This window comes from Brevundimonas sp. S1H14, from assembly GCF_047716865.1.
Lineage (GTDB): Bacteria > Pseudomonadota > Alphaproteobacteria > Caulobacterales > Caulobacteraceae > Brevundimonas > Brevundimonas naejangsanensis.
Window position 1 is genome coordinate 2,666,694 of the sequence record NZ_CP136679.1, and the last position, 20,757, is coordinate 2,687,450.

At 63.8% G+C, this 20,757-nt stretch carries 22 protein-coding genes and 3 pseudogenes; 3 read left to right on the top strand and 22 right to left on the bottom strand.

Features of this window, described 5'->3' with window-relative positions; genetic code table 11:
- Positions 1-2: 2 nt before the first annotated feature.
- Genes trbK-alt through trbB form a run of 6 tightly spaced genes read right to left on the bottom strand, consistent with a single transcriptional unit; the run spans position 3 to position 5,170 of the window.
- On the bottom strand, positions 3-290 hold the full coding sequence (gene trbK-alt / locus RSD66_RS12980; protein ID WP_415288113.1) for a putative entry exclusion protein TrbK-alt: 288 nt from the start codon (positions 288-290) through the stop codon (positions 3-5).
- Positions 291-303: 13 nt separating this feature from the next.
- Complete coding sequence (gene trbJ, locus RSD66_RS12985) at positions 304-1,077, bottom strand: P-type conjugative transfer protein TrbJ (RefSeq protein WP_415288115.1); 774 nt, start codon at positions 1,075-1,077, stop codon at positions 304-306.
- Positions 1,074-3,566 (bottom strand): conjugal transfer protein TrbE, encoded by a 2,493-nt coding sequence (gene trbE, locus RSD66_RS12990; protein WP_415288116.1) that lies wholly within the window; start codon positions 3,564-3,566, stop codon positions 1,074-1,076. The genes trbJ and trbE overlap by 4 nt, the downstream gene beginning before the upstream one ends.
- Before the next feature lie 10 nt (positions 3,567-3,576).
- On the bottom strand, positions 3,577-3,858 hold the full coding sequence (locus RSD66_RS12995; RefSeq protein ID WP_174835068.1) for a VirB3 family type IV secretion system protein: 282 nt from the start codon (positions 3,856-3,858) through the stop codon (positions 3,577-3,579).
- A complete protein-coding gene (locus tag RSD66_RS13000) occupies positions 3,858-4,190 on the bottom strand; it encodes a TrbC/VirB2 family protein (protein ID WP_137709413.1) in 333 nt (110 codons plus the stop codon). The genes RSD66_RS12995 and RSD66_RS13000 overlap by 1 nt, the downstream gene beginning before the upstream one ends.
- Positions 4,187-5,170: a P-type conjugative transfer ATPase TrbB gene (gene trbB / locus RSD66_RS13005; protein ID WP_415288118.1), complete on the bottom strand. Its 984-nt coding sequence runs from the start codon at positions 5,168-5,170 to the stop codon at positions 4,187-4,189. The genes RSD66_RS13000 and trbB overlap by 4 nt, the downstream gene beginning before the upstream one ends.
- Positions 5,171-5,392: 222 nt before the next feature.
- Between trbB and trpS the strand changes: the two genes are divergently transcribed.
- Together trpS and RSD66_RS13015 are read left to right on the top strand one after the other, a co-directional pair.
- Complete coding sequence (gene trpS, locus RSD66_RS13010; RefSeq protein ID WP_415288120.1) at positions 5,393-6,484, top strand: tryptophan--tRNA ligase; 1,092 nt, start codon at positions 5,393-5,395, stop codon at positions 6,482-6,484.
- Between the two features lie 27 nt (positions 6,485-6,511).
- Positions 6,512-7,269, top strand: a protein-coding gene (locus RSD66_RS13015) for an IS5 family transposase (protein ID WP_415288121.1) whose coding sequence is annotated in 2 segments (ribosomal slippage) — positions 6,512-6,833 and positions 6,833-7,269 — 759 coding nt in all. Because the reading frame shifts where the segments join, the coding sequence is not laid out codon by codon here.
- Between the two features lie 188 nt (positions 7,270-7,457).
- Here the strand turns inward: RSD66_RS13015 and RSD66_RS13020 are convergent.
- The 13 genes and pseudogenes from RSD66_RS13020 to RSD66_RS13080 form a co-directional block, all read right to left on the bottom strand.
- The gene (locus tag RSD66_RS13020; protein ID WP_031285411.1) at positions 7,458-7,913 is read right to left on the bottom strand and encodes a hypothetical protein; all 456 of its coding nucleotides are present in this window, start codon (positions 7,911-7,913) and stop codon (positions 7,458-7,460) included.
- A gap of 10 nt (positions 7,914-7,923) precedes the next feature.
- Positions 7,924-9,909: a conjugal transfer protein TraG gene (locus RSD66_RS13025; RefSeq protein WP_415288123.1), complete on the bottom strand. Its 1,986-nt coding sequence runs from the start codon at positions 9,907-9,909 to the stop codon at positions 7,924-7,926.
- Between the two features lie 131 nt (positions 9,910-10,040).
- Positions 10,041-10,721: a LysR family substrate-binding domain-containing protein gene (locus RSD66_RS13030; protein ID WP_109354582.1), complete on the bottom strand. Its 681-nt coding sequence runs from the start codon at positions 10,719-10,721 to the stop codon at positions 10,041-10,043.
- A 3-nt stretch (positions 10,722-10,724) separates the two neighbouring features.
- Positions 10,725-11,024 (bottom strand): annotated as a pseudogene (locus RSD66_RS13035) (LysR family transcriptional regulator); the annotation flags it as partial.
- A gap of 27 nt (positions 11,025-11,051) precedes the next feature.
- Positions 11,052-12,266: a chloramphenicol/florfenicol efflux MFS transporter FloR gene (gene floR / locus RSD66_RS13040; protein ID WP_132585192.1), complete on the bottom strand. Its 1,215-nt coding sequence runs from the start codon at positions 12,264-12,266 to the stop codon at positions 11,052-11,054.
- A 217-nt stretch (positions 12,267-12,483) separates the two neighbouring features.
- Positions 12,484-13,716, bottom strand: a complete 1,233-nt coding sequence (locus RSD66_RS13045) for a DUF3363 domain-containing protein (RefSeq protein ID WP_415289596.1) — start codon at positions 13,714-13,716, stop codon at positions 12,484-12,486.
- 168 nt (positions 13,717-13,884) lie between these two features.
- Positions 13,885-14,391 (bottom strand): annotated as a pseudogene (locus RSD66_RS13050) (relaxase/mobilization nuclease domain-containing protein); the annotation flags it as partial.
- Positions 14,392-14,851: 460 nt separating this feature from the next.
- The gene (locus RSD66_RS13055) at positions 14,852-15,625 is read right to left on the bottom strand and encodes a lytic transglycosylase domain-containing protein (RefSeq protein ID WP_415288124.1); all 774 of its coding nucleotides are present in this window, start codon (positions 15,623-15,625) and stop codon (positions 14,852-14,854) included.
- Entirely contained in the window at positions 15,622-16,014 is a 393-nt protein-coding gene (locus RSD66_RS13060; RefSeq protein ID WP_415288126.1) for a DUF736 domain-containing protein, read from the bottom strand. Before RSD66_RS13060 ends, RSD66_RS13055 begins: the two co-directional genes overlap by 4 nt.
- Positions 15,993-16,538 (bottom strand): S26 family signal peptidase, encoded by a 546-nt coding sequence (locus RSD66_RS13065; protein WP_415288128.1) that lies wholly within the window; start codon positions 16,536-16,538, stop codon positions 15,993-15,995. Before RSD66_RS13065 ends, RSD66_RS13060 begins: the two co-directional genes overlap by 22 nt.
- The gene (locus RSD66_RS13070) at positions 16,535-17,053 is read right to left on the bottom strand and encodes a DUF2840 domain-containing protein (protein WP_415288130.1); all 519 of its coding nucleotides are present in this window, start codon (positions 17,051-17,053) and stop codon (positions 16,535-16,537) included. Before RSD66_RS13070 ends, RSD66_RS13065 begins: the two co-directional genes overlap by 4 nt.
- 301 nt (positions 17,054-17,354) lie before the next feature.
- Positions 17,355-18,188, bottom strand: a pseudogene (locus RSD66_RS13075) (replication initiator protein A); the annotation flags it as partial.
- On the bottom strand, positions 18,188-18,457 hold the full coding sequence (locus RSD66_RS13080; RefSeq protein ID WP_189487969.1) for a helix-turn-helix transcriptional regulator: 270 nt from the start codon (positions 18,455-18,457) through the stop codon (positions 18,188-18,190). The pseudogene RSD66_RS13075 and the gene RSD66_RS13080, both read right to left, overlap by 1 nt.
- A 464-nt stretch (positions 18,458-18,921) precedes the next feature.
- On the opposite strand from RSD66_RS13080, the gene RSD66_RS13085 reads away from it, so the two are divergent.
- On the top strand, positions 18,922-19,209 hold the full coding sequence (locus tag RSD66_RS13085; protein ID WP_415288132.1) for a DNA -binding domain-containing protein: 288 nt from the start codon (positions 18,922-18,924) through the stop codon (positions 19,207-19,209).
- A gap of 17 nt (positions 19,210-19,226) precedes the next feature.
- Here RSD66_RS13085 and RSD66_RS13090 read toward each other — a convergent pair whose 3' ends face one another.
- The 3 genes from RSD66_RS13090 to RSD66_RS13100 all read right to left on the bottom strand — a co-directional run bounded on the left by RSD66_RS13090 (position 19,227) and on the right by RSD66_RS13100 (position 20,732).
- Entirely contained in the window at positions 19,227-19,856 is a 630-nt protein-coding gene (locus RSD66_RS13090; RefSeq protein WP_415288133.1) for a DUF2285 domain-containing protein, read from the bottom strand.
- Positions 19,795-20,010, bottom strand: a complete 216-nt coding sequence (locus RSD66_RS13095; RefSeq protein WP_415288135.1) for a transcriptional regulator domain-containing protein — start codon at positions 20,008-20,010, stop codon at positions 19,795-19,797. The genes RSD66_RS13090 and RSD66_RS13095 overlap by 62 nt, the downstream gene beginning before the upstream one ends.
- Before the next feature lie 194 nt (positions 20,011-20,204).
- Entirely contained in the window at positions 20,205-20,732 is a 528-nt protein-coding gene (locus RSD66_RS13100) for an antirestriction protein ArdA (RefSeq protein ID WP_415288137.1), read from the bottom strand.
- Positions 20,733-20,757 lie beyond the last annotated feature (25 nt).

Genomic DNA, 20,757 nt, shown 5'->3' on the forward strand with positions numbered 1-20,757 from the left:
GGTCAGCGCCCTTCGCTGGATTGCGGTGCGGCAGGCGCTGGCGTGCGACCGAGGAAGCGGTCGCGGGATTCAGCCCATGCGGCGAGGCAGTCGGCATCGCTGGCGGCTGCCTCGCCGAGCTGCTGGCAGCGGCGCAGGCGTTCGCGCAGGGGATCGGCCGGGGGCTGGAGGGCCGATGCGGGCCGTGGCGCGGGAGGTTCGTCCTTCCGCGCCATGTCGATTGCGGTCGCCGTAACGGCGATGGCGACGAACACCACGGCCCCGAGGCGGGCCAGCATCTTGCCGTCCATGGCGAGCCTCCCGTCAGTTGTTGCCGTTGAACATCTGCGCGTTGCCCGGCTGATAGCCGCTGCCCGGCGTCAGGAAGCGGCGGCGCTGCTCGCGGCCCTGTTCGGCGGCGGCGGCGCGTTCCGCTTCGGTCAGCGCGTCGGCCCGGCCGTTCGCCGAGATGACGGCGATCAGGTCGGAAAGCTGTTGCGACTGGAGGGCAAGGAGCTGGTTGCCGGCCTGCGTGGCTTGCAGCGCGCCGGTCGCGCCCTGACTCTGGCCGACCAGCGCGGCCATTTCGGCACGGTTGCCGTCGATATTGCCGACCGCGCCCGCCTGAACGCGCATCGCGTCCTGCAAGCCGCCGACCGTGTTCTCCCAGCGGCTACGTGCATCGGCGACAAGCTGGGCGTCGGTCGTCGAAAGCGAGACGTTGCCATATTGCTGCTGGAACGCTTGGTCGATCTGGCCGACCTCGAAAGCGATGTTCTGCGCTTGGCCGAGAAGCTGCTGCGTGCGCCGGACGTTCTGCTGGAGCTGCTGGAGCGAGGAATACGGCAGGCTCGCAAGGTTGCGGGCCTGATTGATGAGCATCTGCGCCTCGTTCTGGAGGCTGGTGATCTGGTTATTGATCTGTTCGAGCGTGCGCGCTGCCGTAAGCACGTTCTGCGCATAGTTGCTCGGGTCATAGACGATGCGACCGAAGCCGAATTGCGCATGGGCCGGACTTGCCAGCATGGGCGAAAGCGCGACGGGCACGGCGAGCGCCAGCGCGAGGGCCGACGCCCCGACGATCTTGGGATAGGTCATGGAAGAATCTCCTGTGTGGGTTGGGTATCGAGCCGAGCCGGCGCGGCGGATTCCGGTCGGTCGGCAAGATTGGTGAGGTTGGGGATCAACTCGGCCGCCCACTCGACGCCGCGCTCACGCAGCCAAGCAGCAAGGAAGCCGTCGCGGCCGGCCTCAGTGACGATCTGCGCAATGAGCGTCTGGTCGGATTTGGCGGATGCGGCGCAGAGCGCGAGGCCGACTTCGGACAGGCCAAGCTCGAACAGGCGATTGCCCCTGCGGCTTTGGCAGTAGTAATCCCGTTTGGGCGTGGCCTTTGCGAGGATTTCGATCTGGCGGTCATTGAGGCCGAAGCGGCGATAAATGGCCGTGATCTGCGGTTCGATGGCCCGCTCGTTCGGCAGCAAGAGCCGCGTCGGGCAGCTCTCGATAATCGCGGGCGCGATGTTGCTGCCGTCAATGTCGGACAGGCTTTGCGTGGCGAAGATGACGCTGGCGTTTTTCTTGCGCAGCGTTTTCAGCCACTCGCGGAGCTGGCCGGCGAAACCCTCGTCGTCCAGCGCAAGCCAGCCTTCATCTATGATGAGCAGCGTCGGCCGCCCGTCGAGCCGCTCGCCGATGCGGTGGAACAGGTAGGACAGGACGGCCGGGGCCGCGCCGGTCCCGACAAGGCCCTCGATCTCGAACGCCTGCACGTCCGCCGAGCCGATATGTTCGGCTTCGGCGTCGAGCAGCCGGCCATAGGCACCGCCGACGCAGAACGGCCTGAGCGCCTGTTTCAGATCGTTGGATTGCAACAGCACCGCAAGGCCGGTGATCGTGCGTTCCTCGACCGGGGCCGAGGCCAGCGAAGTCAGCGCCGTCCAAAGATATTCCTTCACCTCGGGCGTGATGGCGATGCCTTCGCGCATGAGGATGGCGGCGATCCAGTCCGCTGCCCATGCGCGTTCATAGGTATCGTGGATGCGGGCGAGCGGCTGGAGCGAGACGGACGCCTCGGCCCCATCGGTCAATCCGCCGCCAAGGTCGTGCCAGTCGCCGCCCATGGCGAGCGCGGCCGCCCTGATGCTGCCGCCGAAGTCGAAGGCGAAAACCTGCGATCCCGCATAGCGCCGGAACTGCAAGGCCATGAGCGCCAGCAGCACGGATTTGCCCGCGCCGGTCGGGCCGACGACAAGGGTGTGGCCTACGTCGCCGACATGGAGACTTAGCCGGAACGGGGTTGAGCCTTCGGTCTTTCCAAAGAGCAAAGGGGGCGCACCGAAATGCTCGTCCCGTTCCGGCCCCGCCCACACCGCTGAAAGCGGGATCATGTGGGCGAGATTCAAAGTGCTGATAGGCGGCTGGCGGACATTCGCGTAGGCGTGTCCGGGCAGGCTGCCGAGCCATGCGTCAACCGCGTTGACGCTCTCGGGCATGGCGGTGAAGTCGCGGCCCTGAACGATCTTCTCGACCAGGCGCAGCTTCTCGTCGGCAAGGCGCGGGTCGGCATCCCAAACGGTGACGGTCGCCGTGACGTAGGCCATGCCCGCCACGTCCGCCCCAAGCTCCTGCAACGCCATGTCGGCGTCGAGCGCCTTGTTCGCGGCGTCGGTGTCCACAAGGGCGGACGCCTCGTTCGTCATGACCTCTTTCAGAATCGCGGCGACGCTCTTGCGCTTGGCGAACCATTGGCGACGGATGCGGGTCAGCAGCCGCGTCGCATCGGTCTTGTCGAGCAGGATCGCGCGCGTGCTCCACCTGTAGGGGAACGGCAGCCGGTTCATGTCGTCCAGCAGGCCCGGCGTCGTCGCGGTCGGGAATCCCACGATGGTCAGCACGCGCAGATGCGCGTCGCCAAGGCGCGGCTCCAGCCCGCCGGTCAACGGCTGGTCGGCGAGCAGCGCGTCGAGGTGCATGGGCACCTCGGGCACGCGCACGCGATGGCGGTTGGTCGAGATGGTGGAATGGAGATAGGTCAGCGTCGCGCCGTCATCCATCCAACGGCACTCGGGCATGAAGCCGTCGAGCAGCGCCAGCACGCGGTCGGTGCGGTCGATGAAGCCGCGCAGCAGCTCCCACGGGTCCACGCCTGTTTTCTCGCGGCCCTCGTAGAGCCATGTTTCGGCGCGGGCGGCTTCCTCGGCCGGGGGCAGCCAGAGGAAGGTGAGGAAGTAGCCGGACACGAAATGCGTGCCCGCTTCCTCGAAACCGGCCTTCCGCTCGGCATCAACCAGCGCCGATGCGGCATCGGGAAAGGTGCTGTCGGGATAGGTCGCGGCGTCGCTGCGCTGCGCTTCGACGAAGATGCTCCAGCCGGAGCCGAGGCGGCGCACGGCATTGTTGATGCGGCCGGCGACGGCGACCAGCTCGGGCGCGACGGCGGAATCCAGATCGGGACCGCGAAACTTCGCGGTGCGCTGGAACGAGCCGTCCTTGTTCAAGACGACGCCGGAGCCGACCAGTGCGGCCCACGGCAGATAGTCGGCGAGCCAGGTGGCGGTGCGGCGGTATTCGGCAAGGTTCATCATAGCTGTGTCCTCACACCGCCAGATGGCCGGGGATGCGCAGATGCCGCCGCCCGACCTCGACGAATTGGGGATCACGCTTCGCCGCCCACACGGCCGCGAAATGGCCGATTGCCCAAATGGCGATGCCGACCAGCCAGAGGCGCAAGCCGAGGCCCACGGCCCCGGCAAGCGTCCCGTTCATGATGGCAATGCTTCTCGGTGCGCCGCCGAGCAGGATATGCTCGGTCAACGCCCGGTGGACCGGAATCGAGAATCCCGGCACCGCGTCGAGTTGTTCGAGTCCGCCCGCCATCAAACGAGCGCCCCGCCGCCGAAGGAGAAGAAAGACAGGAAGAAGCTCGATGCGGCGAACGCGATGGAAAGGCCGAACACGATCTGGATCAGGCGACGGAAACCGCCGCTGGTATCGCCAAAGGCGAGCGTCAAGCCGGTCACGATGATGATGATGACGGCGATGATCTTGGCGACCGGCCCCTCAATGGACTGGAGGATTTGCTGCAAAGGCTGTTCCCAAGGCATCGACGAACCGGACGCATGGGCGGCCGGGGCGAGCATGAGACTGATGGCGAGGGCGGATGCGGCGGTCGCCATGCGGCGATAGCCGCGCGAAAGCGTGCGGATCATTGCGGTTCTCCTGTGCTGGTTTGGATGGCGGGGGTGAGGCGGTAGTCGCCGTCCGGCCCCAGCCCTTCGACGCGGGCAAGCTCGGCAAGCCGGCGCGCGGAACCGCGCCCGGAAAGGACGGCAACAAGGTCGATGGTTTCCGCGATCAGGGCGCGCGGGACCGTGATGACAGCCTCCTGGATGAGTTGTTCAAGGCGACGCAGCGCACCGATGCCGGTGCCTGCATGGATGGTGCCGATCCCGCCCGGATGGCCGGTGCCCCACGCTTTCAGAAGGTCGAGGGCTTCCGACCCGCGCACCTCGCCGATGGGGATGCGGTCGGGGCGCAGGCGCAGCGAGGAACGCACCAGATCGGAAAGCGTCGCCACGCCGTCTTTCGTCCGCATGGCGACAAGGTTGGGCGCGGCGCATTGCAGCTCGCGCGTGTCCTCGATGATGACGACGCGATCCGCCGTCTTCGCTACCTCGGCGAGCAGAGCGTTGGTCAGCGTGGTCTTGCCGGTGCTGGTGCCGCCCGCCACGAGGATGTTGGCGCGGGAAGAAACGGCCGCGCGTAGCGTCGCAGCCTGATCGGCGGACATGATGCCCGCCGCCACATAATCGTCGAGGCTGAACACGGCGACGGCGGGCTTGCGGATGGCGAAGGTCGGGGCGGCGACCACGGGCGGCAGCAGGCCCTCGAATCTTTCGCCCGACTCCGGCAGTTCGGCCGAGACGCGGGGGCTGCGGGCGTGAACCTCCGCGCCGACATGATGCGCGACCAGCCGCACGATGCGTTCGCCATCGGCGGCGGACAGGCGCTCGCCCGTGTCGGAAAGCCCTTCGGACAGGCGGTCGATCCACAACCGCCCGTCCGGGTTCAGCATCACCTCGACCACGGCCGGGTCTTCGAGCAGCCGGGCAATGGCGGGGCCGAGCGCGGTACGCAACATGCGCGCGCCGCGCGCAATGGCTTCCGGTCTTTGGTGGTTGGTGGTCATGTCGGCCCCGGCTTCTTGCGGGGACGCGACAGGCGATCCCCGGATCGGGGTCGATTAAGAGAGGCCGAAATCTGGCCGGTTCAACAAGTATCTAGCTGCGTGCGGTGATCGGCGGCGAACGGCGGCAAATAGGATGGGTAAGCTGCTCGGCTCCTACCATCCCTGAACCGATTTGGACTCGGAACAGCAACCGCCAGAAGGCCGATCCCGCGCAATCGGAGCTTGGCAGACCGTAGACCACGCTATATTGGTAGCGGTTATGACGAACCGGCCTACAGTTCTCTCGCAACGCTGGTGGCGCGCTTTCTAAGCGCGGCCCCGTCATATCATCTTGACCTTGGCCGCTGCTTTGGCGGCTTGGTCTATCCGATCACTTTCCATCCGACCGAGGCAGCGGCTCTTTACGAAAGAGCTTCGACAATGCCCTCGGAAACTGACCTCCGCTCTGTAATCTTGACTGGCGACCGCACTACCGGCCCCTTGCATTTGGGGCACTATGTGGGATCGCTCCGCAATCGAGTCGCGCTCCAGTATCAGCACAAGCAATATCTTCTGCTCGCTGATACCCAAGCACTGACTGATAATGCCCATGATCCCGAGAAGGTGCGGCGCAACGTCATGGAAGTGACGTTGGACTATTTGGGCGTTGGCATAGACCCGACGATTTCAACAATCTGCGTCCAGTCGGCGTTGCCCGCGCTGGCTGAATTGACGATGCTCTACCTAAATTTTGTCACGGTAGCCCGGCTCGAACGGAATCCAACGATTAAGGATGAAATTCAGGCTCGCGGTTTCGGCCGCGACATACCTGCCGGCTTCCTGTGCTATCCAGTTGGGCAGGCCGCCGATATTACGGGGTTTAAGGCAACCATTGTCCCGGTCGGCGAAGATCAGGCACCGTTGATCGAACAGACAAACGAGATCGTGCGCCGTCTTAATCGTCAAACAAGTAAATCGGTTCTTCCAGAGGCTCGCGCGCTTATTCCCGCTATCGGGCGATTGCCCGGTGTGGATGGCAAAGCCAAAATGAGTAAGTCTCAAGGCAATGCAATTCTGCTGTCGGCGAGTGATGAAGAAATCAAGGAAGCCGTCAACCAGATGTATACTGACCCCGATCATCTGCGGATTTCCGATCCCGGCCGCGTCGAGGGAAATGTCGTCTTCACCTATCTCGACGCATTCGACGAAGACCGCGAGGCTATCGCGGAGCTGAAAGCCCACTATCGTCGGGGTGGTCTTGGGGACATGGTGTTGAAGCGCCGCCTGATTTCCGTGCTAGGGTCAGGACCCATTGATTATCGGCTTGTTCGGTGATTCAGGAGGCGCCAGGAGGCCCTTCTGATGAGCAATCTATTCTGGCTGACTGACGCGCAGATGGCGCGGCTTGAGCCCTTCTTTCCCAAGAGCCATGGCAAGCCGCGTGTCGATGATCGCCGGGTGCTGAGCGGCATAATCTTCATCAATCGCAATGGCTTGCGCTGGTGTGACGCGCCCCGGGAATACGGGCCGCCCAAGACCCTCTACAACCGATGGAAGCGCTGGAGCCGGATGGGTGTGTTCACCCGCATCATGACCGGCCTGGCCGCCGAGACGGCTGACGAGAAGACGATCATGATTGATGCAACCTATCTGAAAGCCCATCGCACGGCCTCCAGCCTGCGGGTGAAAAAGGGGGGCGTGGCAGGCTGATCGGTCGCACGAAGGGTGGGATGAACACGAAGCTTCACGCAGTTGCCGATGCCCAGGGCCGTCCGATCCGCATGTTTGTCACGGCTGGTCCTGTCAGCGATTACACCGGCGCTGCCGCCATGCTGAGCAGCCTGCCGCAGGCAGAATGGATGCTGGCCGACCGGGGCTATGATGCCGACTGGTTCAGAGATGCGTTGAAAGACAAGGGGATAAGGGCATGCATCCCCGGTCGGAAGGGCAGGAAGAAAGTCATCAGGCACGACAAACGCCGCTACAAGCGCCGCAACCGTATTGAGATCATGTTCGGCAGGCTCAAAGACTGGCGGCGGGTTGCGACCAGATACGACAGGTGCCCCATCGTCTTCCTCTCGGCCATAGCACTCGCCGCAACCGTCCTCTTCTGGCTCTAAAGTTAATGAGTCTGGAGCCTACAGACGTTGCTTGCTCCAATTCGAGAGCGTCGATTGACGCTCGCTCAAGACCGGGACTATCTGATGGATGTCCTTCAAACGGGTGCGCGAATTGGCAGAGAGATTACCGAGGCAACGAAAGAGGAAGTGATGGACGCGCTTGGGACATTCCGTCTCGATCTCCGAAGTTAGCTTTTTTCGGATGTTGTATCGGCGGCGGCGTCAATATCGCGCGACAGTTCCTTTAGGAATCTGTCGCCCGTCGCCAGCCGCTTGCCGAGGGTCTGCATGAAGCCCTCGAACCGTTCCGCGCCTTTGGCGCGGGCAGCGGATTGTGCGGCTCCCGTAAGCGGCGGCGTGATGGTCATCCAGAAATGAATGAATTGCGCGACCGTCTCGCCGAGGGCGGCGAGATCTAGGTCGAGCGTGTCGATCTGGCGGCCGAGTTTATCCAAGCGGCGCGACATGGCGGCTTCAAGCTGGTCGTCGGCATCGCCGGACAGGTAGGACATGACAGCCGCTTCCACGATGGCGGATTTCGAGACATTGCGGCGCAGCGCCACCGAGCGGCGTAGCGCCATCGCCTCGATCTGCGGGATGAGCGCGGGGTCGAAATAGATGTTCATGCGGGTGCGCGTGGTCATGGGCGTGTCCTCAAAGGTCGATTCCATCATCGGGGTGCATCGCTACCTGCCGCGCCACCATCCTCATGCGCTGGCGCATGGCGCGGGCCTTGGCCGCGTCAACGTCCGGCTCGTCGTCCAGAAACTCGAACTCCTGTTCGGGCGACGGCGGCGGGGCGACGATTTCCTCATGCTCCGGCAATTCCGGCTCACGGCGGATGCCTGCATTGGCCGGATCGCCATCGGCCGCGTTTCCGCTCGGAGCGGAACGGCTTTCCGCCGCGACCACGCGGCCGGACCAATCATCGGCGGATGGGCTGGGCGCCAGCGGAACGGCGACCAGATCGGGCGGGGTCAGGATGCGTTCCTGAAACCGCGCATCCTCGAAATAGCGGGCCTTGGTCGCGCGGATCGGCGGCGTTCCCGCGACCATGACAATTTCATCGGTGGGCGGGAGCTGCATGATCTCGCCCGGCGTGAGCAGCGGCCGGGCAGTCTCCTGCCGGGAAACCATCAAATGCCCCAGCCATGGCGCGAGGCGATGGCCGGCGTAATTGGTGGAATCGCGCAGCTCGGTCGCGGTGCCAAGTGCGTCGCTCACCCGCTTGGCGGTGCGCTCGTCGTTGGTGGCGAAGCTGACGCGGACATGGCAGTTGTCGAGGATCGCGTTGTTCGGCCCATAGGCGCGCTCGATCTGATTGAGGCTCTGCGCGATCAGGAAGCCTTTGAGGCCGTAGCCCGCCATGAAGGCCAACGCGGACTCAAAAAAATCGAGGCGGCCGAGTGCTGGAAACTCGTCCAGCATCAACAGCAGCCGATGCCGCTTGCCAGAGGTGGTCAGTTCCTCGGTCAACCGCCTGCCGATCTGGTTGAGGATCAGGCGGATGAGCGGCTTGGTGCGGTTTATGTCGGACGGCGGCACGACCAGATAGAGCGTGACGGGCTGGCGGCTGCCGACAAGATCGGCAATGCGCCAGTCGCAACGCGCCGTCACGCGCGCCACCACGGGATCGCGGTAGAGGCCGAGAAACGACATGGCGGTGGAGAGCACCCCGCTTCGTTCGTTCTCGCTCTTGTTCAACAGCTCGCGCGCCGACGACGCGATGACGGGATGAACGCCAGCCTCGCCGAGATGCGGCGTGTCCATCATGGCGCGCAAGGTCGCCTCGACCGGGCGGCGGGGATCGGACAGGAAATTGGCGACGCCCGCCAGCGTCTTGTCCTTCTCCGCATAGAGAACATGCAGGATCGCGCCGACCAGCAGGCTATGGCTGGTCTTTTCCCAATGATTACGCTTGTCGAAGCTGCCTTCGGGATCGACCAGAATATCCGCGATGTTCTGCACGTCGCGGACTTCCCACTCCCCCTGCCGCACCTCCAGCAACGGATTGTAGGCCGACGATCTGGCGTTCGTGGGATCGAACAGCAGGACGCGGCCGTGCTTCGCGCGAAAGCCGGCCGTCAGCGTCCAGTTCTCGCCCTTGATGTCGTGGACGATGCAGCTTCCCGGCCATGTCAGCAGCGTCGGCACCACCAACCCGACGCCCTTACCGCTGCGGGTCGGCGCGAAGCATAAGACATGCTCGGGACCGTCATGGCGCAGATAGTCTTGCGTATGCCGGCCGAGCACTACGCCATCGGGGCCGAGCAATCCGGCCGCACGGATTTCCTTGTCTTCCGCCCATCGCGCCGATCCGTAGGTGGCGATGTTGCGGGCTTCCCGCGCTCGAATGATCGACATGAGGATGGCGGCGGCGATGGCGATGAAGCCGCCCGATACCGCGATGGTGCCGCCCTCGACGAAGATAGCGGGCGCGTAGGCGTCGAAGGAAAACCACCACCAGAAGAAGGCCGGCGGATAATAGACCGGCAGGCCCGCCAGATCGAACCATGGCGCTCCAAGCTGGGGCTGGAAGCCGAGGCGAAAGGCAACCCATTGCGTCGCCGCCCACGTCATCACCAGAACGATGGTGATGACTACGGCGATCTGACCCCAAAGGATTCGGCCTCCGCGCAATGCAGGCTCCAGTCGGCAAAAGAGACGGAGCCGATCAGAGAGTAGGCAAAATCGGGACGGGCAACAGGAAAGAGGATGCCGGAGGGCTGCCGGATACTATCGGCGGCAAATAGGATGGATCGCCTGTGCCGTTATCGTGCCGGTCGAGTGCCATCCAGGAAACGATTGGGCGAATCGCCGTCACGCTTCATTTTGCCTGCGAGGTTGAGTAGATTTTTCAGTGCGGAGTTGCGATTGAACGGCGACCAGACGGCTGTAAAGGCAACCGGCTCCGGTTCATCGAGGAAGGGCAGGAAGACGATGCCGGTCGTCGGCAACAATGACGTTGCCTCGCCGACGATAGTGATGCCGAAGCCTTGTCCGACCATAGATAGCAGCGTGTCGCGCCCCACATCAAAGCGCCGGATCGACGGTGCGGGCCAACGCCCGGCAAGGCGCAGCACGATATGGTCATGGACCTGCGGGCCGGTGCCACCATAGCGAACAATGAAAGTCTCGCCGACCAGATCGGACCAAGTGATTGCGGACTGCCCGGCGAGGCGATGCCCATCCGATAGCACGGCCACCAGCGGTTCGGTCCAGATCGGTCGGGTATGGCAGTCGGGCATCTCGGGCTTGCCCGCGACGAACACCACGTCGAGCTGGTCAGCACGAAGCTGCATCACCGCATCGCGGGCTGTGCCTTCGGTGATCTCAACCTCAATGCCCGTATGTTCTTCCCGATAATGACGGATCAGCTCCGTGAGAAAGCTGCGTGGGATTAAGGCATGGATGCCGATGCGAAGCCGGCCGTATTCTCCTTGAGCTGTCATGCCTGCGGTCTTCACTGCGTGATCGAGTTGATCGACACCCGCCGTGACACGCTCCATGAAGTGCCTGCCTGCGTCTGTTAGCCGAACGCCCCGCGCATGGCGCTCAAATAGCAGGACACCAAGGTTATCCTCCAGCGCTTTCACACGCGCGCTGACGCTCGACTGGCTGATACCAAGTGCCTTGGCCGCATGCCGAAAATTCAGATGCTCGGCGACGGCGATGAACTGAACAAGGGAAATGAGCGGTATCCTGCCAGACAGGATACCGACATTCACGAGGTTTCGATGGTTAGTGCGCCGCATCGGAGCGGGCCTGCTACCAGTCGTCGGTTAGACGACTGGCGACTTCTCGGTGGCAGCCCCACGGAGCCGAAGGAGCACCAGCCCCAACGAAACCAGTACCGCCATCGCCGTGGCGTAACAGATCACGGGCCACGCTGTGTCACCGTTTAAAAGTGCCACCGCCAATGTCCCGACAATGCTGACTATCAGGCTTTGAACGCAGAAGTAGAACGCGACCGCTGATCCCGCGATGTCGTCGAACTCTGCCAAAGCGCCGTTCGCGGTAACGGACACCGTGAAGACAATACCGACCGCGACAACCCACATCGGTAGGATGAAGGTGAGGAATGACGGCGAGCCGTAAAGTTCGCCGATCCCCAACAGGACCGCTCCGCAAACAAGCAACGCCATCCCACGCGCCACGCATCCTGCGATGCCCCATCTGGCGACAAAGGACTTCGCGAAACGGGTTGTCACGATCATTACAAGCGCGACAGTGGCGAAGGCAAAGCTGAATCCGATCTCGGAATATTCCGCTTGGCCTATGAGCACACGGGGAGCCGTCGAGAAGAAGACGAAGAAGGTGCCCATACCGGCGCTAAAGCCGACAGTGTAAACCCAAAAAGCCGGACTCGCGAAGATCGGCAAGACAGATCGGCGCGTCTTGACTTGATCCAGAGGGCGGGTTTCGTGCCACCTGAAACCCGCATTTAGGAGTGCGAGCATCGCCAGTATAGCCAAAGTAATGAATATCGCCTGCCATCCCAAGAACTCGCCGATCAATGCTCCGGCGATAGGGCCGAGCGCAGGCACGAACGCCAGCATCGAACTGAAAAGGCCGTAGATGACGACACCCTCAGGACGGTTGGCATAAACGTCGCGAACCGTCGCGAACGTCGCCACCAGCATGGCCGACGCGCCCACTGCTTGAAGTAGACGGAAAGCGACAAAGGCCGGTGCAGTTGAAGACCAAGCTGCTCCCAGAGACGCAATGACGAAAGCCGTTGCGCCCGCAAGTAGAATTGGCCGTCGCCCGATTCTGTCTGAGAGCGGACCAAAAATCACCTGGCCCACGCCGAGCATCACCATATAGAGGCTCAACGTGAGTTGGATCATAGCGGGCGTCGTGTTCAGGATGCCGGGCATCGCTAGAACGACAGGGAGATAAATATCCATCGCCAGTGAAGCGAGGATGTCGAAAGGAGCCATCAGCAGCAGTGCTGCCGGCAGCGTATAGGCCCACGCGGGGCGTGTGGTGGTCATGACGAATCAACCGCTCGATTAAGGAATACCGGGCGACGTCTGCTCGTCAGCAATCAGATGAGACTAGCCTTACAGAGCGCCGCAACAACAATACTGGTTGTTGCGGCTTACTTGTCTGCTGACTTGGAATTTCCCATCTGATTACTCCACGCTTACGAATATGAATTGCTACCTTTTATCCGATTATCTTTTGCTTCGCAATGCGGCATGGGCGCACTCAGCGTTCCAGCCCCCTCTGCCGCCCTAACTGCCACGACACCGACCCGCCCTGCACGATGCCCATAACCTCGCGGCCGAGTTGGCGGTCGATGATCGGCCGCCACGGGACAAGGGTGAACTCATGGGATTTCTCGACCACGGCGAACTTGCCGCTCGATAGATGCACGGTTCCGGTAAACTTGCCGCTGACGCTCTCGCCGTCCGTGGCGGCGCGGAACGGCAGGCCCTTACTCAAAGCCATATCCGATCCGACGCCGGCTACCTCGCGCTCCCGCAGGATGGCGAGAAGGTTGCGCCGGTAGAAGACGCGGCTGTCCCGGCTGCGGGTGGCGTCGCCCTGCTCGATATGATGCTCGCGGCGCCGGTCCATGGCCTCGCGCACCTGCTGGCCGAAGCCGGTCGGGGCAAGGTCGGCCGTTTCGCCATGGACCAATCGCCGGTCCAGCCATGTCGCGCCGTCCGATCCGATCTGCTTGCCTAGATCGACCGGGGACAGGACGCGAACGCTGGCCTGCCGGTCACGGCCGGCGTCATAGGCGGCGGCGCGGCTGACCAGATCATCGGGGATGCGCCATTGGTCGGCGTCGATCCTCTCGACGATCCCGGCGCGGCGCAATGCCTCCAGTCGCCGGACATGGGCATCGACATAGCCCTCATAGTCGCCGCCCGGAACGCGACCCTCGAATTTCGCCTGCTCCAGATGACGGCTCGGCCGGTAGATGCCGTTCTCGGCGATGGATGTGATGGTGCGGTCGGACGGCCGGGGTGCCGCCTCGGCCAGGCCGATCTGGATGACGCTGCCGATGCGGGCGTCCTCCAGCCGCTCTGGGGCGATACCGGCGATGTGGTGCGTCCTGCCGTCGATCCCGTCCACCACGATTGTCAGGTTCTCCCCCAACTCGTCGGACAGATGCTTGTCCACGACGCGGCCGAAAATGGGCGTCTCGGGCGCTCCGTCATGGATTTGAAAGCTCATGGGATCGCGTTCGCCTCCCTGCGGGCCGAGCGCCTTCTGCATGGTGCGGATAATGTCGCCACGCTCGCCTAGCTCGCGCAGGGCCGGTTCCATGTCCTTGCTCAATTCCCAAACGGCGGGCGCGTGCTCGGTCGCAAGCCCCATCTTCTCCAGCTTGGCTAGACGGCGCAGGCGTAGGGTGCGCTCGAACTGCCGCCTCGGCGCTGCCGGTTCATGGCGCAAGTCGAGGAAACGGGCATCGGCTTCTTCGGACATGGCGCGGTCGATCCGGGTCAAGCGGTCTTGGTCGATTTCGGCAGACAGCTTGCGGGTCTGCTCGATCTCGGTCACGGGGCCGAGTTCAAGACTGGCAAGCTCGCTGGCGCGCTCGCGCAGGCCGGCGGAAAGATAGTCGCCGTTGATGACTAGATCCCCGCCCGTGTCGTCGCGGCCGTTGACGATGATATGCACATGGGGATGGCCGGTGTTGTAGTGGTTCACCGCAACCCAATCGAGTTTGGTGCCGAGGTCGGCTTCCACCTGCTTCATGAAATCGCGGGTGTAGGCCGTGAGGTCCGACAACTCCGCGCCATCCTCGGGCGAGACGATGAATCTGAATTGGTGGCGGTCGTCCTTGCCGCGATCAAGGAAGGCGTCGCCATCGGCGCGGTCCTCGGTCGCCGAATAGAGCCGGCCCCGCTCGCCGTCGCGTGAGGTTCCGTCACGCTGGACATAGCGCAGATGCGCGCGGGCACGGCCGCCCTTCCATGCGGCCCTGACGCTGCGCTGCTTGACGATGACGCGGCGGCTGCCGGGCTGGCGATGATGCCAATGGCCGGAGATATTGCGGGCGCGCACGAAGCTCGCGCCCCGGCCGCGCTTCACGCCCTTGCCGCTGGCGACCACGGCACGGGACCGGCCCGGCGATGACGGGCGGGCCGATGATGGCATGGAAGGATCGCGGGAGGCCGCTGCCCGATGCTGCCGGGTGATCTTCTTGACCTGCGTGAAAAAGCTCTTGGTCTTGCCAGCCTTCGGCGTGTCGGATCGGATGCGGCCGGGCTTCGGACGGAAGCGGTTTTCGTCGTCGGCGCTCAAGGGCGCGACTCCAGCCCAAACCACCGGAAAACGGCCGATCTGCGCCTATGGTGCCGCTCGAAATCCTGCAAAGCCAAGGCTTTGCGAAAAATCGCGGCACGCGACCCCTCAAAACCATGGTGCCGGAACCGGCCACCTAACCAGTGTGCAGACAACAATAATTTCCAGAAGCGGCCCGATATAGTGCCGTCTTCTTTAATCTTGCCCTCCGCCCTTTCTGTCTTTTCTGCCCCTCCCGCCGGGAATCCTGCCGGGCGCAAACCTGCCCGACCGGATGCCGAAACCAAAGCCGCCGAGCGCGGGAACGCCGCCCTCATGGCATTCTCCCATCGCTGGCGCTCGCCACGAAAATGCTGCCGTCCTGCGGCTCCGCACGGGCGGGGTCGCGCGCCGGAACGGCAGCGCGGCCGTCGCCTGTTTGCACCACGGACGGCGGTGCGGCGGCAGCTCGCGTGTCGTCCGGGCGCATGACGAACAGCGGAGCCTCGCGCCAATCTGGCAGGGGTGCCGGTGGTTGCAACGGCGCACCCGATGGAGCCGCGCCGCCAAGGATCGGGGCGAGAGCGGCGACATAGGCGCGTGTCTCGGCGGGAAGCTGGCGGCCGGTCGCGCGGTGCTCGTCATAGCGGCCGGGACCGGCATTGTAGGCCGCCAGCATCGCCGCGACATTGCCGTAGCGGTCGAACATTTCGCGCAGATAGGCCGTGCCCGCCATGATGTTGTCGCGCGGGTCGTAGGGATCGCGGTCGAGGCCGTAGCGGACGCGCAGACCCGCCCATGTGTCGGGCATCACCTGCATCAATCCCATCGCCCCGGCCGACGATACGGCGCGCATGTCGCCCGCGCTTTCGGCGCGCAGCACCGCGCGAATCCAGTGCTCTGGGATGCCGAAACGCTGCGACGCCTCGGCGATGTGGGCCGCATAGGGATGGGCTGCGGCCGGACGCTCGACGGGCGCTGATTGCGCGACAGCTACGCCCGATCCGATGCAGACGGAAAGCGCGCCGGCCAGCAGCAGGACGGCATAATGCCATGCCGGCCTGTCTCCGCAACGACGCCAGCCTGCCAGCGTGCGCGCGGCCGTCATTCGTCGTCCTCGATCTTCCGGGGGTGCTTCCAACGCAGGGTCCAGACCGATGGATCGTCGTTCGACTGGAACAGTTTGGCGCGGATCGGGAACGGGAAGATCGGTCCCTCCAATCGCATCGACACGAACTCGCCAGCGTTTTCGCTGGAGTCTTTCCATGCGGGGCCGGTGTCCGGGCCGTCCTCGCTATTGAGGCGCACGCGATAGTCGGGTGCGTTTTTTACGTCGCTCGGCTTGGCCGGGACGATGAACAGCTTTTCGTGGAGGCCGAACGAATGAAGCTCTCCCGCATAGCCGGTTTCGGTGCGGGTGAAGGTGCCTAGCTCTGCCATGGAAATCTCCTGCGGTTGGTTTTCGGGGGGTGGTTTCAGTGCGTCGGCGCGCGCCACTCGTAGCGGCCGACGCCTTCCTCATCGGTCCAGAGCGGAACCGCTCGGCCGATGACGGAATCTGCGGGGATGGGTCCGAAATAACGGCCGTCGAGGCTGTCGCGGACTTCCCAATTCATGAGAAAAAGCTGGTCGCCGCCGATAACGCGGCAGCCCTGCCAGATGGGCAGATCGTGGCCGAGGCTGTCGCGCTCCAGCGCCTCGCCCATCTCGATCCCGTCAACCGTGATCGTGCGGCCGGCTCGGCAAACCCGCTGTCCGGGCAGGCCCAAGACGCGCTTCAAGAGCGGGACGCCTCGCGCGATATAGCCGCGCTCGATCATGAAGGCGGCGAGCGGTTCGGGCGGCATGATGGCGACCAGCTCGGGCACCTCGATCCGCTCGGCCGGCTCGACGGTGTAGAAGCCGATGGGTGCGCTGGCCGTCGCGTTCCAGATGAGTTTCGCGGGCCAATCGACGGCGCTGGCAGCGGCGATGCCGATGATGGCGAGCGCCGTCACCGTGAGGGTGCGGCGGCGCGTCATGGGTCGATCCTCCGGCGATGAAGCCATGCGGCATGTCGCTCGGGCGTGTAGGCGTGCGGCTCCAGATTGGCGGTCAAACGGTTGTGGACGTGCCGCCAGTGCTCCGGCGAGGCGTCGGCCGGATCGAGGCCGAGGGATTCCACGGCGTCGATGGCGGCAAGCGCGCGCTGCACCTTGGGCCAGCCGTCGAGGCGCAACAGGATTTCGCCACCGGGGCGCACGAAGGGCAATGTCTGGAACGGCTCGCCCCGACCGATGGCCCGCACAATGTCGATGCGCGAAACGACAGTGCCGTGCTCGCCAGATGCCCAACGGACGAAGGCGAAGACGCTGCCCGGCGCGAAGCCGACGACGCTGCGGCGGCGGTCGATGATCTGCTCGTAGCTCTTGCGGCCGAAGCGTATCCAGTGCTCGACCTTGCGTTTCTCGAAGGTCAGCTCGACCAATGTGGTGAAGGGCGCAGGCCCGTCCGGCAGCGGACGGCCGTGCGCGCTGCGGTGGGCGCGACGGGTCATTGTTCGTCTCCGGGGATGTGCTGGGGGCTGCGCGGGCGCAGCGTGTCAAGCGCGGCCGTCATGGCTCGCCCCTTCGGGCAGAACCGGCACCGCGCTTCGCCTGCGCGCGCGTCAAAGAAAAAGAGTTAGATTCTCTATTAGATAAGTTAGCGGTGGGATTCCGCGTTTCAGGCCAAAGCGTTAGCTGTGGTTCGTGCGCCTGATCTGCCGATAGTGGTGCGCCTGATGTGCCGATACCCCGTGCGCCTGATCTGCCGATGGCATTAACAGGGTTATCAACAGTGCCTGTTGACAGGTTTTCGGGGCGGATGCGCAGCAGCTCGCGGCCGTCTTCCCGCTCGATCTGGAGCAGGTAGCCGGGGAGCTGCTGGCGGGCTGCTATCCGGCGCAGGTCGAGCGCGAAGTCGGACGGCCGCGCGAGGCTGCCGGATTTCTGGTGAAGGTGCGCGACCTCGAAAATCCAGCCGTGGCGCTGGTGCCCGGCGTGCTTTCTGGCGACGCGGTAAAGCCATCGCTCGATGCCGCCAGTCAGCCGGAAGTAGGCCGGGTCGATGGTCAGGACCAGCGAACGGTCGATGACGCTGTTGTAGAACCATTCGGGCAGGACGAACTCCATGCCCTCGACGCGGCCGGCGCGCGTCGTCATTTCCTCCCACTCGTTGATCCATGAGAATTGCCGGCGACGCCAATGCGGGCCGTTGCGGATCGTGGTGGCGATGACGGTCGATTGCAGCCGCGCCAGCGCGGCTTTCAGAAGCCGGTATTGGTGATTGCCGGTGGGCCGCCCGATGGCGCGCAACAGGTGGTAGGGTGTGAACCGGACAAAGCGCGATGTAGCGAGGCCGTCATTCTCGGCCGCGACGATCTGCGAGGCCGCCCATATGAGCACATCGGCGTCCCATATGGTCGCCATGCCGTGTTCGGGCATCCCGAACACCTGCACCTCTATGTCGGCGGCTTTGTAGAGTATCGGCTTCGTGCGCGGGGTCTTCGCCAGCGAGAAAAACGGCCGTTCCATCAAGTCGCGCTGGTCGCGCGGCGGCGCGTCGCCCGTTGCAACCACGAAGGGGTCTAGGCGGCTGCGCTCGCTATCCTCGGTCGGCTGCGCGGGCGTGTGATCGTCCTCGCGCAGCATTAGCAGTCGCCCCGTTCTTCGGGGGTGAGTGGACGCGCGGGAAAAACAGTGCCGGCGGTCTTGTCGCGGGTGGATTTGCGCTCGCCGGTCGCGCTCCAGTCTTCCAGATCGCGGACGGTGTAGAGGACGCGCCCGCCGACCTTGCGATAGGTCGGCCCGGTGCCATAGGTGCGATGCTTCTCAAGGGTTCTGATGGATATGCCGAGGAAGCGCGCGGCTTCCTTGGTGCGCAACAGACGCGGCGGCAGGCCCGCAAGCGGGTTGGGCATGGATCACCTCCAGTCGGGAATGGGCTGCCGGGGGCGGCAGCGGACTGTGGCGAACCATGGCGAGTGATCGGCGGCGCGTAGCGTGCCGCATTTGCGCCTGTGCGCTGGCGGCACCCCCCTTCGTGGCATCAAACGGCCAATAGGTGAGGGTTTTCAGCGGCTCATCGCCTGCCGCGCTGAATAGGCGAAGACATTCGCACGCGGTTCGGCTAAGAATGTGGATGGAGCAGACGCGCTGCTCTGGGGCGTCGAAACCCCTCTGTTACCGGTTGGTGCCGGCCGTGACGGTACCAAACTCCTTGACCTTATGGTCGGGGAGCCTGTGGCGTATACAACAGGCTTTCCGAGCTAAAGGCCATGGGGCCGTGTAACAGCGGTTTCGAACTCCCCGATCACCAAGAGTCAGAGAGAATCGTTTGCGGGGGCGCACCGCAGACAAGCTCTCCCGGATACGGGGAATGACTATGCGGGTTCCCGTCGAACTCGATCCCGATGTGGATGATGAAGCGCCGACCGGCGACACCATAACCATCTATGACGAACAGCATTTTGTGACCTACCTGCGCTTGCTGGACGCGAAGGCCGAGGGCGCGGACTGGAAGGAAGTCGCGCGGATCGTGCTGCACCGCGATCCGGCTGCCGAGGAACTTCGGACTTATCGTTGCTGGCAAAACCATCTCGAACGCGCGCAATGGCTATCGCGTGAAGGCTATCGCAAGATTCTGGAGCAGGCGGCAGCCAACAAGGCGTGAGGACCACGCTCGCACGATCAACGCTTGTCGGGCTTGATCGGGTAGTGAAGCAGCAGGCGATAGCCGCCCCGCATCATCTTGATACCGTGCGCGACCAGGCGGCGGGCTTTGTTCTTGCGGGGGTCGGTCTCGAAATCCTCCTTGGTGCCGCGAAAGCCGAGCAGGACTTCGGCGATGGTGCGATAGCTCTCGCCGCGCAGCCGGGCGTCGAGCGCGCGCAGCGACAGGATATGCCATTGCCGGAGTTGGGCGGGAACGGCCCGGAAATCAGGACCGGGCGCGCGACCGTTGAGGGATCGCCAGAAACGGCGGACAGCGTGAGCGCGTAGCTCTAGAAAAGCATCCATCGGCAACGTGACGGCGTAAAACGCGGCTGCGTCCGGCACCGCCTCGGGCAGCCAGAATTGATGCGCGACGCCATCGACCAGCCAGATACCGTGCCAGCCATCGGCAGCGCGGCGCAGGTCAAGGCAGTCGAGATGCGCCAATGTCACTATCGGTTCGGTGTCGTCATCCTTGCGATCGACCGGCGACAACATCACGGCTTGCGGTTGAAGGCGCGGACACCAGATCGGCGATTGCCCGTCATGCGGCGCGTCGGGATCGCACGGGAAATCGCAACCCCCAGCGATGCGCGAACGCTTCAAGCTCGCGGCTGCCCGGCTGTCCGGTTAATGCGATTGTCTGGCAGTCCTGACGATATTCGTCGTTGCGGCGCAAATATTCCCAAGCGAAGCCAGCGGCAGGGATGTGCTTTGTGTGCCCGTATGCCGCCGGAGATCGCCAATCGATGCTGAGCATGGCGTCACCTCCCCAAGCCGGGATGCTGGGCAGCGCCCGGCAAAAAGAGGTTCAAGGATCACCGAAAATATAGAAGCCGCTCTAACCAGATACCTTGAGCGGCTAACCCGATCATTCTTTGGTGTTTTTAGCTTGGTGACAGCCGGTGCTTTCGAGATGCCTGCCCGTATGAGCACGGACAGGCATTCATGTTTTCATCTGTTGGAAAACACATGCACTTCGCCGTAAGCGGTTTCGATGGTGAACAGGTCGCCGCCCATCTCGGCGTCGCGCGCCATCCCCTCCCAATCGACATAATAGCGCAGCGCCTCGGGGATCGTGACGCTCTCGGTCGTCAATTCCTCCATGTAGTCTGCGAGGCTGGCGAACTGACCATGATAGCAATCCTCCAACGTAGATTCCGCTTGGTCCATGTCGCCGCTGAACTGCTTCAGCAGGCCCGCGCCAAGTGCGCCATGCTCTGAGATGAAAGCGGCCATCCGCGCCACGCTGTCGATGCTGGCATATTCACTGATCGTGACGCCCTCGAAGCCCCCATAGTCGTGAATGGCGTATTCCTCCGCATCCTCGACGGGAGAACGGGCAAGCATCGCCGCAATCTCGTCCCTGATCTGGTCGGCGTCCTGATCCGCGTCGATCCAATCGCCATGCAGATAGCCGTTGTTGTAGGCAGCAAGGCAGGCAACATAGATGCGGGGGGTGTTGTCGGATACGTTAGACATGTCTCTGATCCTCGGGTCTGAAGGT